The sequence below is a fragment of the Caballeronia udeis genome (genome assembly GCF_044909315.1).
Taxonomy (GTDB): domain Bacteria; phylum Pseudomonadota; class Gammaproteobacteria; order Burkholderiales; family Burkholderiaceae; genus Caballeronia; species Caballeronia udeis_A.
The window spans coordinates 144,606-160,222 of the sequence record NZ_JBIYEB010000004.1; the positions used below are offsets into that span (position 1 = coordinate 144,606).

At 59.8% G+C, this 15,617-nt stretch carries 16 protein-coding genes; 8 read left to right on the forward strand and 8 right to left on the reverse strand.

The window, feature by feature from the left end; translation table 11 throughout:
* Positions 1 to 8: 8 nt before the first annotated feature.
* Positions 9 to 1,112, forward strand: coding sequence for a 4-oxalomesaconate tautomerase (locus ABH944_RS08080; protein ID WP_404605796.1), 1,104 nt, complete (start codon positions 9 to 11; stop codon positions 1,110 to 1,112).
* 5 nt (positions 1,113 to 1,117) lie between these two features.
* Here ABH944_RS08080 and ABH944_RS08085 read toward each other — a convergent pair whose 3' ends face one another.
* Positions 1,118 to 2,395, reverse strand: a complete 1,278-nt coding sequence (locus ABH944_RS08085) for a LysR family transcriptional regulator (protein WP_404605794.1) — start codon at positions 2,393 to 2,395, stop codon at positions 1,118 to 1,120.
* Between the two features lie 55 nt (positions 2,396 to 2,450).
* Positions 2,451 to 3,152, reverse strand: coding sequence for a GntR family transcriptional regulator (locus ABH944_RS08090; RefSeq protein ID WP_404605792.1), 702 nt, complete (start codon positions 3,150 to 3,152; stop codon positions 2,451 to 2,453).
* A 404-nt stretch (positions 3,153 to 3,556) separates the two neighbouring features.
* Here ABH944_RS08090 and ABH944_RS08095 point away from each other — a divergent pair, with 404 nt between their 5' ends.
* The 5 genes from ABH944_RS08095 to ABH944_RS08115 all read left to right on the forward strand — a co-directional run bounded on the left by ABH944_RS08095 (position 3,557) and on the right by ABH944_RS08115 (position 8,010).
* Positions 3,557 to 4,402 carry a gallate dioxygenase gene (locus ABH944_RS08095; RefSeq protein ID WP_404605791.1) on the forward strand — a complete coding sequence of 282 codons (846 nt, stop codon included), beginning with the start codon at positions 3,557 to 3,559 and terminating at the stop codon, positions 4,400 to 4,402.
* Complete coding sequence (locus ABH944_RS08100) at positions 4,399 to 4,758, forward strand: protocatechuate 3,4-dioxygenase (protein WP_404605790.1); 360 nt, start codon at positions 4,399 to 4,401, stop codon at positions 4,756 to 4,758. The genes ABH944_RS08095 and ABH944_RS08100 overlap by 4 nt, the downstream gene beginning before the upstream one ends.
* Before the next feature lie 104 nt (positions 4,759 to 4,862).
* Positions 4,863 to 6,206, forward strand: a complete 1,344-nt coding sequence (locus tag ABH944_RS08105; RefSeq protein ID WP_404605788.1) for an MFS transporter — start codon at positions 4,863 to 4,865, stop codon at positions 6,204 to 6,206.
* A gap of 83 nt (positions 6,207 to 6,289) precedes the next feature.
* Positions 6,290 to 6,835, forward strand: a complete 546-nt coding sequence (locus ABH944_RS08110) for a hypothetical protein (RefSeq protein ID WP_404605787.1) — start codon at positions 6,290 to 6,292, stop codon at positions 6,833 to 6,835.
* A gap of 44 nt (positions 6,836 to 6,879) precedes the next feature.
* Positions 6,880 to 8,010 (forward strand): porin, encoded by a 1,131-nt coding sequence (locus tag ABH944_RS08115; protein ID WP_404605785.1) that lies wholly within the window; start codon positions 6,880 to 6,882, stop codon positions 8,008 to 8,010.
* A gap of 86 nt (positions 8,011 to 8,096) precedes the next feature.
* Here the strand turns inward: ABH944_RS08115 and ABH944_RS08120 are convergent, their stop codons facing one another.
* On the reverse strand, positions 8,097 to 8,843 hold the full coding sequence (locus ABH944_RS08120; protein WP_404605784.1) for a hypothetical protein: 747 nt from the start codon (positions 8,841 to 8,843) through the stop codon (positions 8,097 to 8,099).
* Positions 8,824 to 9,144 carry a hypothetical protein gene (locus tag ABH944_RS08125; protein ID WP_404605782.1) on the reverse strand — a complete coding sequence of 107 codons (321 nt, stop codon included), beginning with the start codon at positions 9,142 to 9,144 and terminating at the stop codon, positions 8,824 to 8,826. The genes ABH944_RS08120 and ABH944_RS08125 overlap by 20 nt, the downstream gene beginning before the upstream one ends.
* Before the next feature lie 426 nt (positions 9,145 to 9,570).
* On the opposite strand from ABH944_RS08125, the gene ABH944_RS08130 reads away from it, so the two are divergent.
* Positions 9,571 to 9,855, forward strand: a complete 285-nt coding sequence (locus ABH944_RS08130; RefSeq protein WP_404605780.1) for a hypothetical protein — start codon at positions 9,571 to 9,573, stop codon at positions 9,853 to 9,855.
* Between the two features lie 231 nt (positions 9,856 to 10,086).
* Positions 10,087 to 10,995: a cation diffusion facilitator family transporter gene (locus tag ABH944_RS08135; RefSeq protein ID WP_404605778.1), complete on the forward strand. Its 909-nt coding sequence runs from the start codon at positions 10,087 to 10,089 to the stop codon at positions 10,993 to 10,995.
* A 28-nt stretch (positions 10,996 to 11,023) separates the two neighbouring features.
* On the opposite strand, the gene ABH944_RS08140 is transcribed toward ABH944_RS08135, so the two are convergent.
* From ABH944_RS08140 to ABH944_RS08155, 4 genes are all read right to left on the reverse strand, one after another.
* A complete protein-coding gene (locus ABH944_RS08140; RefSeq protein WP_404605777.1) occupies positions 11,024 to 12,076 on the reverse strand; it encodes a cyclase family protein in 1,053 nt (350 codons plus the stop codon).
* Between the two features lie 16 nt (positions 12,077 to 12,092).
* Positions 12,093 to 13,361, reverse strand: coding sequence for an MFS transporter (locus ABH944_RS08145; protein ID WP_404605776.1), 1,269 nt, complete (start codon positions 13,359 to 13,361; stop codon positions 12,093 to 12,095).
* 142 nt (positions 13,362 to 13,503) lie between these two features.
* The gene (hpaI, locus tag ABH944_RS08150) at positions 13,504 to 14,292 is read right to left on the reverse strand and encodes a 4-hydroxy-2-oxoheptanedioate aldolase (protein ID WP_404605775.1); all 789 of its coding nucleotides are present in this window, start codon (positions 14,290 to 14,292) and stop codon (positions 13,504 to 13,506) included.
* Positions 14,261 to 15,604 carry an MFS transporter gene (locus ABH944_RS08155; protein ID WP_404605774.1) on the reverse strand — a complete coding sequence of 448 codons (1,344 nt, stop codon included), beginning with the start codon at positions 15,602 to 15,604 and terminating at the stop codon, positions 14,261 to 14,263. The genes hpaI and ABH944_RS08155 overlap by 32 nt, the downstream gene beginning before the upstream one ends.
* Between the last annotated feature and the right edge of the window lie 13 nt (positions 15,605 to 15,617).

The following is a 15,617-nucleotide window of genomic DNA, read 5'->3' on the forward strand; positions in this document are numbered from 1 at the left end:
GGCCGCTGATGTCCGCAAAAAGCAGTCAGACCCGCATTCCTTGCATGATGATGCGCGGCGGCACCTCGAAAGGCGCCTATTTCCTCGCATCGGATTTGCCCGCCGATCCCGCTACGCGCGATCGCGTGCTGCTCGCGGTGATGGGTTCGCCAGACCCGCGCCAGATCGACGGTCTTGGCGGTGCCGATCCATTGACAAGCAAGGTCGCGATCGTCTCACGCTCCACGCGCGACGACGCCGATGTCGACTACCTGTTTGCCCAGGTCGTGGTGAACGAAGCGCGCGTCGACTATGGACAGAACTGCGGCAACATCCTGGCCGGCGTGGGTCCTTTTGCTATCGAGCGCGGCCTGGTCGACGCCCGTCCGGACAGCACACGGGTCGCCATTTACATGGCCAATACAGGACAGATTGCGGTCGCAACCGTGTCCACGCCTGGCGGCCAGGTCATGTACGAGGGCGACGCGAGGATAGACGGCGTGCCCGGCACGGCCGCCGCCATCCCGCTCGAGTTCCGCGATACCGCGGGATCGACCTGTGGCGTGCTGCTGCCTACAGGCCACCTTAAAGACACCATCAATGGCATTGAAGTCACGTGCATCGATAACGGCATGCCGCTGGTGCTGATACGCGCGCATGATCTGGAACGCACAGGTTATGAAAGCCGCGAACAATTCGACGCCGATGAAGAATTGAAGGCTCGAATAGAAGCAATCCGCCTCGTAGCCGGACCGCTGATGAACCTCGGTGACGTCAGCGAACGCACAGTGCCGAAGATGTGCCTGGTTGCCGCACCCCGCCATGCGGGCACCATTTCCACACGCAGTTTTATCCCTCACCGATGCCATGCATCAATTGGCGTATTGGGCGCCGTTAGCGTGGCGACGGCGGCGGTGCTCCCCGGCACCGTGTGCGACGGCCTTTCGACCCTGCGAGATTCCGAAAGCCGGCAGCGTGTGTCCGTAGAACACCCAACCGGTGAATTCACCGTTGAGCTTGTAATGAGTGACGATGCAGGCAAGCGCGAGGTGCTCAGTGCAGCCCTGCTTCGCACGGCGAGATGGCTGATGGACGGCGTTGCCGGTATTCCCGCGACCCTGTTCAGCCGCTAGTTCGCTCACCCAACCTGATGCCGTTCCTTGTCTCGGGATAAGTGACTGGCAGCCCGGGTTGCGCGCGCGACGTCGGCTACAGCCAATCGAATTGCATCAATCAACGCGCGCGCCGCGGGGGAAGGCGTGCCCTCCGCGCGAAGGGTTAAACCAATATCGCGCTGCGTGTTATGCAACGCAATGTCGAGGACAGTCAGTTGTCCCGACTCGCACTCGTAATACAGCTGCTGCGCGGACAGTGCTGCCAGCATGTCCGTGCGCGACAGCAACCCGCGAATGACCGCCAGGTCGGCCGTTTCCACGGTTGGCATGGGCGGCTTCAGCTTGACTCGCCGGAACTGGGATTCGAAGAGACTCCGGGCGGGAGCGTGACTGCGCGGCAGAATCCATTGAGAAGCGCGCAACTCCGCAATCTTTAGCCCGCGCTTGTTCGCAAGCGGATGGTCGTGGCGAGCCAGCACCACCATATCGTCCGAGATCAGGCGCTCGTTCCGCAGGCCGCTTGCTGCGTCGTTCACGCGTAGTGCACCCAGGATGAAATCGACGTCGCCCGCGCGTACTCCCGCGACCAGCGTCTCATAGGCACTCTCGTCAGTGATCACGCGCACACCCGGATACCGCGCGGTCATTCGCGCAATCGCGTCGGGAAGGATCAAGGTTCGACCGAGCGGCAGCGCGCCGACGGTCACCGCGCCCTGGATATTGCCATGCAACGCGGCGATATCGTCCCGGATATGGCGCAATTCATTTAACGCGCGCCGCACATGCAGCAGGAAGGTTTCACCCTCTGCTGTCAACAGGATCCCACGCGGGCTGCGATGAAAAAGGCTCAGGCCCGACCCGCTCTCGAGTACGCGTATGGCGCTGCTCACGGCCGGTTGACTGATGCCAAAGGCGTTCGCAGCAGTCGGCATGTGTCGATGCCGCGCAAGCGCGACGAAAATCTGGAGGCGCCGGGTATTGAGGAGGTAGGCTCGCAACGCCTCCGAGGGGGCACGCCGGCGCGACTGTTGCGCCGCACGGAACGAAGCCAACTCCTCGAGTTCGGCCATGATCCGCTCGCAACGCTCGAGCACCGCGCGGCCAGTGGGTGTTGGCAACATGCCCGACGGCTTGCGCTCAAAGAGAGGCTCCCCCAGCGCTGATTCAAGCTCCTGCACGGAGCGCGTCACTGCGGACTGCGCCCGAAAAAGCGCGGCAGCGGCACGCGTCGCACTGCCAGTCTCCGCGACAAGCCTGAACGCGCGCAGATGGGCCAGGTTGAGAAGTTCGGGGTTGCTCACAAATGGCACCGGAGTAAATAAGGCTGCAAATCAAGCGCTAAACGCAGGACCGGAATCATGCCGCCCCGGAAATCAGATGAAATCTGGACGAGGATAAATTCAGGCTTTCCTTCGATATATAGGTGTGCTCCTTCATGAGCGCCTCCACACGCGCACCTTCTCCATTGAGCAGTGCTCCCACAATAGCGTGATGTTGGCGGTGCGCATACATCAGCATCAGGAACTGGTGTTCCCTTGCGGTTTCATCGAACACGACCGTGGACGGCGACACGAACGGAATCTTGTCGTTCAGGCTGAGCGCCGCGCTGATCGCAGTGTTCTGAGCGGCATCGACTATCAGTTCGTGAAACCGGCCATTCATGGCTGCATAGCGTGTTTCGTCGCCCTCGCCCAGGCGACCCGCGCTAAAGATGGCGTCACCCTCGCGCAGACATTCCTGGAGCGATTTCTCGAGGCCGGCATCGACCCGCCGTTCGGCGACAGTACGGGCGGCGAGCCCTTCGAGCGTCCCGCGCACATCGATTGCATTCAGGACATCCTGCACGCTGAAGCGCCGCACGACATAGCCGCGCGCGCCGGAACGTTCGAGCAGCGCCTGCGACGACAACACGCTCAATGCATAGCGCAACGGCGTTCGCGACACGCCAAGCCATTGCGCAATCTGTGCTTCGACAAGGCGTTGGCCGGGCGCCAGCTCACCGGAAAGGATCTTTTCGCGCAGCGTCTGGACGATAGCCTGCTGAGTGGTTTCGTTCATGTCTACCTGCTTCGTTTGCAAGAAGTATAGCGGCGCGCAAGCCGTTTCAACCACGTTGGGAAGGCAGCTTGCGAGATTGATTGCGACCTCGTTTTTTTGCCATCTGTTTTGTTTATGAGGTATTCATCCGCAGTTTCATTAAATGCATCCGCGCGTTGGACTTAGGATACCAAAAGCGCTTTATGTGACGGGCTTCTGACAGCTTACAGTTTCATTTTCAAGCGCAACGGAACCCCTTAGAACCCTGTAAACAGGCTTTATTCTGGTTAACCCGCCACTTCGTCCAATGACCCACCATTGATATCTTTGTATCCCAATATGTCCCGAAGCAGAAATAGGGACCAGGACCAACTATTCAATCTGCGCTTAAAAATGTGTGGATTGAAGCAACAGAAGGCATTGACATGGCAAGGATCATTGGTGGCATCGGTACATCGCATGTACCCACGATCGGCATGGCGTACGACAAGGGCAAACAAAATGATCCCGCGTGGGCGCCACTCTTCGAAGGCTACGAACCGGTCGCAAAATGGCTGGCGGAACGCAAGCCCGATGTGATGGTGATGTTCTATAACGACCACGCCAACAGCTTTTTCTTCGACTGCTACCCAACCTTTGCGCTGGGCGTGTCCGGAAATCACGAATTCGCCGATGAGGGTGCCGGCAAACGTCCACTGCCGGATATTGCCGGCCACTCCGATCTCGCAATCCACATTGCGGAGCAACTGGTCTCGGACGAGTTCGACCTCACCATCTTTCAAGACCGGCCGCTGGATCACGGCTGCAACTCCCCGCTGTCGCTGATGTTGCCGCATGCGGGCGGATGGCCATTGGCGCTGGTACCGCTTGAAGTCAACGTCTTGCAATATCCGCTGCCGACTGCGAACCGCTGCTATCGGCTGGGTCAGGCGCTGCGCCGTGCAATCGAATCGTTCGAGCAGGACCTCGACGTGGTGGTGGTCGGCACCGGCGGCCTGTCGCATCAGGTCCACGGTGAGCGAAGCGGCTTCAACAACACCAACTGGGACATGGAATTCCTCGACCTGATTGTCCATGACCCGCAGCGGCTCGCCGCGATGAAACACGTCGACTATGTCCGCCTGGGCGGCGCTGAAAGCGTGGAAACCATCATGTGGCTCGCCATGCGCGGCGCACTTGGACCTGCCATTCGCGAGATTCACCGCAGCTACTACCTCGCGACCAGCACCGCGATGGCCGTCACGGTGTACGAAGACGAGGTGGCGCAATGAACCCGCAACTGATTGGCATTGAAGAGCTGACCGGCACGTACCCGTTCGACATTCGGCAAAGCATCAAGGCCATGCGCCTGAATCGTTTCTTCTGGCAAATGCGCGAGCAGCAGGCGCGAAACCGCTGGCTCGAGGACCGCACGTCTGCTTATGACCTGGCGGGCCTGACCGAGGAAGAGCGGACGCTTGTCGACAACACGGACTGGCTTGGACTGATTCGTTATGGCGTGTGTTTCTTCGTACTTGAGAAGTTTGCGCGGGTAGTGAAAATCACGAACCTGGGCATGTACGCGAGCATGCGGGGGGAAACACTCGAAGCGTTCCTCAAGACGCGCCAGGTGCCCGATGCAGTTTGACTTTCTCAAATTTTGCCAGGCGGTTAGCCGCCTTGCGCTTGCGTAGAGATAGAACTCCGGGTCGATGGAACCCGGAGAGATAACCCTGTTATCCGGAGACATGCATGAAACCTGTGGACTCAGTCGACATCAAGGCGTTTATCGACGCGCGCAAGATGGCCCCCTACCAGTGGCTGGTACTGGGCTTATGTTTTCTGATCGTCACGATGGACGGACTCGACACCGCCGTCATGGGCTTCGTGGCGCCGGTCATCATGCATGACTGGAACGTCAGCCGTACCGCATTCGGTCCGGTCATGAGCGCCGCGATGGTCGGGTTGGCGATTGGTGCGCTGGTCGCCGGGCCCGCGTCAGACCGGGTAGGACGAAAAAAAGTCCTGATTGGCTCGGTGTTCTGCTTTGGCCTGTTCAGCCTGATGTGCGCGTTCGCGGAGTCGTCGACGCAACTCATGGTGCTGCGCTTCCTGACCGGGCTTGGGCTCGGCGCTGCAATGCCCAATTCGACGACGTTGCTCGCCGAATACGTACCCTCGCGCAGCCGGTCGCTGCTCCTCACCATCATGTTCACCGGTTTCAATTTCGGCTCGGGAGCCGGTGGATTCGTTGCCGCCTCCCTGATTCCTCATTTCGGCTGGCGCGCCGTCTTCATGTTCGGCGGCATCCTCCCCATCCTGAGCGTGCCGTTGCTGCTTTGGCTCCTGCCTGAATCCGCCCGCCTGATGCTGGTGCGAAATCTCGGCGCCGCGCGCATTGCAACCACGCTGGGACGCGTGTGCGGACACGTATTCGATCGCGACGTGAGGTTTACCGCACCCGAACCTGCGGTGTCCGTCAAAGCACCCGTCCGGATGTTGTTCGCCGATGGCTACGCACTCAGCACGCTCATGCTTTGGGTCACCTACTTCATGGGATTGCTGATCATCTATTTGCTGACGGGGTGGCTGCCGACGCTGATCAAGGACGCCGGTCTTCCCGTGGAGCGGGCGGCGGCGATTACCGGGATGTTCCAGCTTGGCGGGACGGTGGGGGCGATTGTCGTCGGGTTTGCGATGGACCGCATGGATCGTAATGCGGTGATCGGCGCTTCATATCTGCTTGGCGGAGTCTTCATCTTCGCGCTGGGAATGGGAACGCTCAAGTCGGCGTTGCTCCCGATCCTTGTGACCTGTGCCGGCTTCTTCATGAGCGGGGCGCAGACGGGTCTCAATGCACTCGCACCCACCTGCTATCCAACCCGTGCTCGCGCGACCGGCGTGAGCTGGATGCTCGGCTTCGGCCGCCTTGGCGGGATCCTGGGGTCTCTGATCGGCGGAGCATTGCTGTCCCTCGGATTCACCTTCGCGACCGTGTTCTCGGTACTGGCCATTCCAGCAATCATTGCTGCTATCGCCATTGTCATGAACCGCCTCGCACTCCGGTTCATCACCAACCCCGTGGCCGACGCCTGACCTTGACAGAAGGAGTCAGACCCCACGTGTGCCTGTTCCTGGCGGTCACGCGTTTTTTAACAACGAGCTTTGAGGAGAGAGACATGGGCAACAACATTAGCGTAAGCGGCAAGGATCTTGACGATGGTTTGACGTCCCGCATTACGGACAAACCGGGCCTGGCCGCAACGATCCGCGCGGGCATCATTGGCGGCGTAACCGGTGCGTTGATCATCTGGATTTACGAGGCTGTTGTCTGGGTCGGTGTGCAACACCTGATGCCCCTGGCCGGCATTCCCCGCAATGCTACGGGTCTGGTTTTCGGCAAGGAGGTGCAGGACTCCCTTGGTATATGGGCGTACATCGTGGGTACGGGCATTCATTTCGTTTTCTCGATGGCGTGGGGCATTCTCTTCGCCGCTATCTGGCCTTACTTCCGTCAGCGCGGGTACGAAGCGACTTTCGTGGCCTTGTTTTATGCCATTGTTGCCTGGATCGTCATGCATGTGGCAATCATGATTGCCTCCACCAACCACCCGAATTACTACGATCCAGCGGTCATCATTGGCGGATTCATGTCTCACTTCTGCTTTACCGTTCCGCTCGCCCTGGTCGTGAAAAGGCTGCTGGCGCCCCAGCCGGCTCGTTGATGCAATCGAACCAAATCTGAACTAACGCAACGACAGGAGACGAAGTGAAAAACGCCAACTATAAAAATATAGCATTACTAACCATGGCCGCAGCAGGACTGGCCGGCGTGGGGCAGGTTCATGCGCAGTCGTCCTTGACCCTGTACGGCATCCTTGACGAGTTTGCCGGCTATCAATCCGCGAAGGTCGGCGGAAAGAGCACGTCGCTTTATGTGCTCGGCAACAACGGCGAACTCACAAGCCGTTGGGGCTTGCGGGGAACGGAGGATCTCGGCGACGGTTACAAGACCACGTTTGCGCTGGAAAGCGGTTTCGATCCCGGAACTGGAAAGCAGCAGAATAGCTACCGTCTGTTTGACCGGCAGGCATGGGTCGGCATTTCAGCGCCCTACGGCGAGGTGAGGTTTGGCCGCCAAAATACGCCTATGTTCGGGTGGAGCGGGAATATGGATGCCTTTGGTGCGGCAACCTATGGCTCCGGCTATAACAATTTTGCCAACTGGCTGGCGAGAGTCGATAACGACATCAGCTACATCTCTCCCAAACTCGCCAACACGCAGGTCGAACTGCATTATTCGGTCGGTGGGCAACCCGGGACGCTGGCGGGCAACGCCGTGTACCAGGCGGGCGTGCAAACAACGCAAGGCCCGGTTTATTTCGCGGCGGCTTACCTGAACGCGGCCAATGCAACCAACACCAACCGGGTTCAGGAAATCATGGCCGGCGGCAATTACGACTATGGACACGGAAGAGTCTATATCGCGTTTTTCCGGGCGAACGAAGTGATATCTGCAACTACCGGCAATGCGCTAAGCAATCCAGCCGGCAAGTACGATCCAACAGTCGGTCCGGTAAGCAATGCGGCTGGCAATTACCACAATACCTGGTCGTTCTCCGCCGACTACAGATTCAGTCCCGCTCTCAGCGTTGGCGCCGGATATGCGTTTATCACGGACAGTTCCTCTCTCGACAACAACGCACGCCAGATGAGCGCCATCCTGAACTACGACGTATCAAAGAGGACGCGCCTGTATGCTGTTGTGTCACGGTTGAACAACAGCAACTCGGCCCAGTTCAAGATGGCTGGAGCCAGCATCACAACGGGCTCGCTGCTCACACCCGACGGTGGCCAAAGCGAGACCGGCGTGCAATTCGGCATTCGCCACCTTTTCTGACGGCCCCATCCACTTAGCGCGCAGGCATGGACCCCGGGCGGGACGCTGGCAAGCGTCCCGCACTTGCCATCCGCACTTGCCATTGTTTATTGCGGATAAACGCTGACGAGAAACTCTCCGAATGTATCGAATAGAGGCCTGTTTTCGAGCACGGCGTCAACCGTGGGCAGTTCAGTATTTTCCTCTTCCACGACCATAAAGCAGAACTCGGGCGCCGACGACAAAAGCGCTGCGCGGGCGTCTGCCAGGTTCCGCTCCGCATCGAGGAGCAAACTTGCCTGTTCTACAACCGAAGGCCGTCCGGACGAAGGCGGACCCTTGCGAATCATATGCACGGTCTGCCTGGCTTCGTTGAGCAACGCAGGGGGCACAAGGTGGAACTCGCTAAGCGAGAGCGCCCCCCGGGTCTCTGCAATTTCCAGAATGAATTGCATGCCCTCATAAGTCGCGGTGTATCGCTTTGCTTCGCCTGCTACCGTGAAGCCGCCTTTCATAAAGTGGTTCTTGAATTCGGCGACTGCCGTGCTTTTGGCCTGGACGACGGCTGCGTTCAACCGCTCGGCGAATTGCCTTTGCAACGGCCCGACCTGAGCCTTCAATTTTGCGATTTCTTTAACGGTTCGAAGATCCATCATTTTTCTCTGTGGGTTGCCAGGCAGGCCAGGCCGTCCTGGCGAAAGACCATTGGCACGGGTTTCGGCCGTACCCGTTCGTTGCCTCAGCAGTTCAGTCCGGACAAACCAGTTGCTCCAGGCGCAATGCGCCGCGCCGGGCCCTGAGTGAACGGCAGAGCCGATGAAGCGTGATGGCTCTTTAGTCGAATGGACGGACAAATACGTCACGTCTGGTCGGGTCGGAGACAAACTGAAACAACGACATCCCGGCAGGTTTGGCTCGCAGATCGCCATTTATGGCGGTATGGACGGCTTTGAAGGTCTGCGCAACCGCATCGCCCAGTCCGCTTGTACCGGCGAGGATAGGCGCCCGGGCGCAATAATCCCGGACGTACGTATTTCCCGACGCTTGCAACAGTGAAACCATGACTTCAAAGTCAGTGCCGCGTATGCGATGGCTCAAGACCAACTTCCCTTCTCCGTGCCCGGCTAGCAACTCTTCTACGATCTGGCGATTCATTTCTAATGACTTCTCCATTGGCCGTCATACAGCAGCGCTGCAGGACTGGCACCCGCGCCTGATGCCGGCGCAGTGGGTGCCGCCCTTAGGGGAACACAAATCGGGCGCGCAAAGGCAATTCTTTTTAAGGACCTTATCCTTGCGGTGGTCACGCTGCTGTCACGCATGAGTCACCGAAGTGGCAAAACGCATCGGTTCGCGCATTTCAGAGGCACTTTACGGTCGAAAACACGTAAAACGACGTGAAGCAGCCAACTAGACGGCGCGTTTGACGATCGTCTGCAAACGCCAGTTTTTCGCCAAACGCGCTCAGACACGCAAGGCCTTTATCAAACTTGACCGCCGCCGCTAACTCTTCCGGTTGGAATTCGACATTTCACCTGACCCGTCCTCGCGCCCGCTTATTGCCGGCTCTTGATAGAATTGATGCCATCAATGGTTGCTAAACGATTGATCACACCATTGGAGTTTAATTTGGCAACGTACGAAGTCGATTTTTTCCATAGCTCGGCAGAAGCGCCGGAAACTTACAAGCACCACGTTACTCACCATACGGTCACCGGCGTGCCGGACTATCTTCTCGGTGAAGCTGCCGTGGCGCATATCACCGCCCGCCTGCTGCATGACAACCCCAGCTTCAGGCGGATCCGAAATCTGAAAATCCTTAACACGGGGGTTTCGCCAAATCCAGGCAAGCCGGCCGGCGAATGAATGCGTTTTAGGCCGAGTTCGAGCCTGCTGTAAGCAAGGGGGCAATCCTATTTTGGGTCGTTCCTGGAACGGGTGAATGAGCGCACCGCCGCCGTCTGACAGGTCGGGCAAGCGCGCTCCCGTCAAACACCAACGCACGCTCCCCAACCTGCACACTGATCAAGCCGCACATTTCCATCGCTTGCATGCGGCTGTCGTAGCATGATGGCTTACGAAGCGAGACGTGTGCCCATGTCCGAACACCTGTCGAATCAAAAGCTGCGCCGGTTCGCCTCGATCATGGCGCTCGCGGTCGCCCTCATCCTGGTCGGCGTCAAGGCCTGGGCATGGCTTGCGACTGGCTCGATCTCGCTGCTCACCTCTGCGGTCGACGGCCTGGTCGATGTCGTCGCATCCCTCGTCACCTTCGTGGGCGTCCGCTATGCAGGGCGCCCTGCCGACCGGGGTCATCGTTATGGACATGGCAAAGCGGAAGCCGTGGCCGCACTGGTGCAGGCGTTGTTGCTAGCGGGCGCGGCCGTGGGCCTCGGGATTGAATCAGTCCAGCGCCTGTTCGTGCCCCAACCGCTCACCGACATGGGCTTCGGCCTGTGGGTGATCATTGGCAGCATGCTTGCGGCAAGCGGCCTCGTCGCATTACAAACCTATGTCGTCAAGCGAACGGGATCGACAGCCATTGCTGCCGACCGTGCTCACTACGTCACCGACGTTGCGGTGAACATCGCTGTGCTGGTCGCGCTGGTCCTCGACCGGTTCCTTGCGTGGAAGCGAGCCGACGCAACAGGCGCGCTGGCCATCTCCGGCTACATGCTATGGAATGCGCGGGGCATGGCCCTGCATGCGTTGATTCAGCTACTCGACCGGGAACTCGATACATCTGACCGGGAGCGGATCCGGTCCGCCGTGCTCGGTTGCGAAGGAGTCGAAGGCGTTCACGACATCCGCACGCGCAATGGCGGAGATCGTGTCTTCGTGGAGTTTCACGTTGAGGTGGACGGCGCAATGTCGGTTGAACAGGGCCACAGCATTGGAGACCACGCAGAAGAGGCCGTGCGATCGATTTTCGAGGCGGCCGATGTGGTTGCGCATCTGGAGCCCGCCGGCATTGATGACCGGCGCCTTGACGATCTGGTCAAGTGATCGCGCCGCTTGCGTCCTGAAGGGGACGTCAGACCGTCGCGACCGGGCTGACCGGCGAGCCGACTGCACGCGGCAATCTCAAGGGCGGCGCGGTCAGCAGAAAACGGTTCCGCCCGTTTGCCGCCAGCCAATCCGCTAACGGACTCAATAGCCACAACTCTCCAAGATAGACGCCCAAACGGAACAGGCAGAGATCATGCAAAGGATGCGACGCGTGGAAATGCGTGGCGGCAGGACGTGCCGGCAACATTTCCACGGCGGCGTTGTCCGCAATCAAGGCGACAACACCTGAATCGACAATCCATTGCTGCAGTTCCGGGTCCCGGCCGTCCAGCGCCGCGAAGTGCGCGTTCAGCCAATCCATGTCCGGTTGCCCCGCCATCGCAAGCAATGCCTCGTCGGTGCCGGTGCGCAGGCAGACCATATCGCCCTTCTCGACCACGACACCCTGTGCCGCCATTGCCGCTTGCAACTCACGATAGCCAATCGCGATCTTTTGCGTACCGAACTGACGCTTCAGGTCGATCATGACACCGCGGCCCTGCACGCCGGACGCCGCCATGTTCTCGATGCCCAGGCGATACGCACCCGGCGCGCGGGTGACGAGGTGCTCTTCGCCATGCCGGAAATCGATCGGGCCGATCACGTCCTCGCCGGCGCGATAGCCGTTGTAAAAGGCCATCTCCGGCTTGCCTGTTCCAGACAGGTCGAACCACTGCCCCATATGCGCAAGGCTGTCCCACTGCGTGGAATATTGGAGCGCCATGTGCACCGTGTCGTCGCAAATCACATCGAGCAGACCCGGTTTGTCGCGCGAGAGCGGATAGGTCATGTTGGGTTTGTCCCCGCGCATTGTCGGGCTCACCTGCGGAGGATGGCGTCGAACATTCAGGGCGACGCCGCCGGGACAGTCCAGCGGCAGGCTCAGGCAAAAATTGCGGCCCGTCCTGACTTCGCTGACACCCTCCAGCACCTTCGCGGGCGTCAGCAGGTTCAAACGGCCCAACTGGTCGTCCGGGCCAAAGTCGCCCCAGTTCGAATGCTCGGGGCGCTGTATCCAGCGGCGGGCTGTCTCTGTCATGAATGTCCTCCTGTGATCAATGCGCAGCGTTGCCTGCCGTCAATTCCTCGCTCCCCGCCGCTGCGCCAAAGGCTGCCCCTCGCGTGTCATCGGCGAGGTCCTTGGGCATCCACCGTGCAGTGTTGAAGATACTGATTGCGATGACGATCAACGCACCGCCGGCAATGAAGGAGGCCATGCCGAACTTGAGCCCCATCGACGGTGTGACCAACGCGATCACATACGGAGCGATCACACTGATGGAGGTCATTGCATAGCTGATTCCAATCCCGGTCGCGCGCCCTTTCACAGGGAAACGGCGTGCCTGGTACAAAGGCAGGATACCGAACAATCCGTTCGCGAACATGCCCATGCAGAATGCGCCGACGCCCATCAGGAGGTGATTCGAGACCAGCGTGTAGAGCGCTGTGGTGGGCACGACGATTGTCAGGAAAGCGACGATCGTGCTGCGCTCTCCGATCCTGCTCGCGGCATAGCCCGATAAAGGCTTGCCAATCACGGAGCCGACCGAGTAGGCAATGATGAACGGAAAGATCGTGCCCGAGTCCAGGTGATGCACGGTGAGCAGGAATGTGGGGTACAGCACCTGCACGGCCCATAACATGAAGTTCAGGCCAGCCGAGAAAGCCCAGGCTTGCGCAACTGCGGGATTAAAGACGAAGGTTCTAAAGCCATCCCCCGCCTGTTTGCTCCGCTGCTGTTCCTTCCAGTCCGGAGACTCCTTGACGTTGCGCCGCAGGAACAGGGTCAGCAAGGCCGGTGCAATGCCCAGGAAGAACATCCAGCGCCAGCCGAGCACCGGGAACAGGAAGTGAAAGGCGAGCGCGGCCAGCATATAGCCGAATTCGTAGCCCGCCACCATGATGCCGGACGCGAGCGGCCGGATCTTTTCCGGCACGGTTTCCATCAGGAGCGAGACGGACGCCGTCCACTCGCCGCCGAAACCCATACCGAACAGGATGCGCATTGCCATGAACGATGCATAGCTCCACGCGAGGCCGCTCAGTCCTGACGCACAGGAAAACCACAACACGGCCGCCATGAAGGCCAGCTTGCGGCCGTACCGGTCGGCAGCCAATCCCCAGCCGATCGTCCCGGCGATCTTCGCGAACCCCGTGGCTGTCACCACCAGCGCCATCTGCGGCAAGCCGACATTGAACACCTTGCCGAGATGCGGGATCAGGAACAGCAGGATAGTGAAATCGAACGCATCGAGTGCCCATCCCGCGGTCGCCGCGAAGATGATATGCCAATGCTTCCTGAGCAAGCTGACGTGACTGTTCATGGTCTGTCTCCTTCAACGGTAGCGCGCAACATGGCATGGCGATCGTCTTTCCGCATGGTGGCGTCCCTGCTTTTCTTGTTGCGAGCGTTCAAATCACATCGAACGAAAAATCGAAACACAATCGATCGATGCCGCTTGCCGGCTAAGTACCCAGGCCAAAGTCCGCGGCAAGCTTGCGTGCACCGTTGGCAAGAATCAGGATGTCGATACCCGTTGCAACAAACGTACAACCCAGCTCGAGGTAATGCCGCGCCAGCGCCGGATCCGACGTGAGTGTCCCGGCCGCTTTACCCGATGCGATGATTGTCCTGATCGCACCGTCTATGGCAGCCTGCACCTCGGGGTGACCAGCCTTCCCGCGGTACCCCATTGAAGCGGCCAGGTCAGCCGGCCCGATGAACACGCCATCAATGCCGTCCACCCCGCAGATCGCATCCAGGTTCGACAACGCGGTAGCAGTTTCCGCCTGCACCAGCAGGCAGATTTCGTCATCGGCGACATCGAGATAATCCTTACGGCTGCTCCAGCGCGATGCTCGGCCTACGGCGCTGCCCACCCCGCGAATCCCGTGTGGCGGATAACGGACTGCGGACACCATCAGTCGAGCCTGCTCCTCGGTGTCGATCATCGGCACGAGCAGGTTACGCACGCCGATATCAAGCAAGCGCTTGATCAATGCCACATCGCCATTGACCGGCCGCACCACGGCTTCTCCACGATAAGGCGCGACGGCCTGCAGTTGAGACAAGGTCGAGCGCACGTCATTGGGCGCATGCTCGTTGTCGATCAGCAGCCAGTCGAAACCAGCGGTCGCGCTGACTTCAGCGAGGTAGGGATCGGCCATCGACAACCAGAAACCGATTTGTGCTTCCTTGTTCGCCAGCGCCGCCTTGAAACGGTTAGGCGCTGGCGTTTGCGTTGTTTCGCTCATGATTCTCCAACTCCACGGGAGGGGTTTCAAATTCGATGGGTTCGACCTTACCCAGCAGGAAAAGATAATTGATGATGGCGATAACGATCAGGGCCGAGGAGAAGACCAGGGCTGCGACGAAGGAGCCCGTCGCGCCGACGATCGCACCGGTCACGATCGGGCCAACGACACCCCCCATGTTCGACACCGAGTTCTGCACCCCGGCTACCATTGACACCATGTTCTTCGGGGCGACATCGGCAGGCAACGCCCAGACCTGGGACGCCGCTACAGTCATGCCCGATTTGGCGATGCACAACAGCACGACAGCCATGACGGCCGATTGCGCGAAGGCCGCAAGGCCGATACTCGATGCCATCACGAGCCCGACGATCAGGAACAGCTTGCGGGTCGCGGTCAACGACAGGCGGCCCGAACTGTAGACGCGGTCCGAGGCCCAGCCTGCGAAGACCTCGGTGAACATCGAGAGCAGCAACGGCAACGACGCCATGATGCCCATCTCCATCAGGCCCATGCCCCGCTCCTTGACCAGGTAGGTGGGCAGCCAGGTGATGAAGAAATACGAGTTGTAGTTGATCATGAAGAAGCCGATGCACATGGCCCATATGTTTCGATGTGCGAACAACTTTCTCCAGGATACGGTACTGCGTTTGTCGTCAGCCGCATTGGCGGCGAGGCCCTCGCGGATATGCGCCAGTTCGGCGGCGTTGACACGCGGGTGTTCGCCTGGGGAATCCCTGAACACGAACTGCCAGACAACGCACCAGGCGATGCCCACCACACCCGTGATTGCGAATGTCACTTTCCAGTCGAATGTGACCAGCATGACGGCGATCAGAGGCAGTGCGACCGCGCCGCCGAGTTTCGAACCACTGTCGAAAATACCGGCCACGGTCGCGCGTTCATTGCGGGGAAACCAGCGCGAGGCAATCCCGGCGTTGCTCGGATAAGCGCCCGCTTCGCCAACGCCCAGCATCACCCGCAGCGCGACCAGCGATTTGAAGCCGGTCGCGAAGCCGGTGACCGCGGTTGCGAGCGACCACCAGAAGACCGCGAGGCCCAGTACCTTCTTTTGTCCGAAGCGGTCCGCCAGCATGCCGGCCGGCAGTTGCAGCAGCGCGTACGACCAGAAGAAAGCGGACATCACGACGCCCATCTGCACGGCGCTCAGGTGAAAGTCCGACTGGATCCGGGGTGCGGCGGCAGATAGCACGGTCCGATCGATATAGTTGATTGCGATCGCCGCCCACATCATGCCGGCCACCATCCAGCGCACCCGTGTGCGGGCTTGCGCGTGCGGCGCGAGAGTCATCTGTTGTCTCCGT

Coding starts and splice junctions, on each gene's coding strand:
- ABH944_RS08080 (WP_404605796.1), top strand. CDS start 9: ATGTCCGCAAAAAGCAGTCAGACCCGCATTCCTTGCATGATGATGCGC.
- ABH944_RS08090 (WP_404605792.1), bottom strand. CDS start 3,152: ATGAACGAAACCACTCAGCAGGCTATCGTCCAGACGCTGCGCGAAAAG.
- ABH944_RS08095 (WP_404605791.1), top strand. CDS start 3,557: ATGGCAAGGATCATTGGTGGCATCGGTACATCGCATGTACCCACGATC.
- ABH944_RS08100 (WP_404605790.1), top strand. CDS start 4,399: ATGAACCCGCAACTGATTGGCATTGAAGAGCTGACCGGCACGTACCCG.
- ABH944_RS08105 (WP_404605788.1), top strand. CDS start 4,863: ATGAAACCTGTGGACTCAGTCGACATCAAGGCGTTTATCGACGCGCGC.
- ABH944_RS08110 (WP_404605787.1), top strand. CDS start 6,290: ATGGGCAACAACATTAGCGTAAGCGGCAAGGATCTTGACGATGGTTTG.
- ABH944_RS08125 (WP_404605782.1), bottom strand. CDS start 9,144: ATGAATCGCCAGATCGTAGAAGAGTTGCTAGCCGGGCACGGAGAAGGG.
- ABH944_RS08130 (WP_404605780.1), top strand. CDS start 9,571: ATGCCATCAATGGTTGCTAAACGATTGATCACACCATTGGAGTTTAAT.
- ABH944_RS08135 (WP_404605778.1), top strand. CDS start 10,087: ATGTCCGAACACCTGTCGAATCAAAAGCTGCGCCGGTTCGCCTCGATC.
- ABH944_RS08140 (WP_404605777.1), bottom strand. CDS start 12,076: ATGACAGAGACAGCCCGCCGCTGGATACAGCGCCCCGAGCATTCGAAC.
- ABH944_RS08145 (WP_404605776.1), bottom strand. CDS start 13,361: ATGAACAGTCACGTCAGCTTGCTCAGGAAGCATTGGCATATCATCTTC.
- hpaI (WP_404605775.1), bottom strand. CDS start 14,292: ATGAGCGAAACAACGCAAACGCCAGCGCCTAACCGTTTCAAGGCGGCG.
- ABH944_RS08155 (WP_404605774.1), bottom strand. CDS start 15,604: ATGACTCTCGCGCCGCACGCGCAAGCCCGCACACGGGTGCGCTGGATG.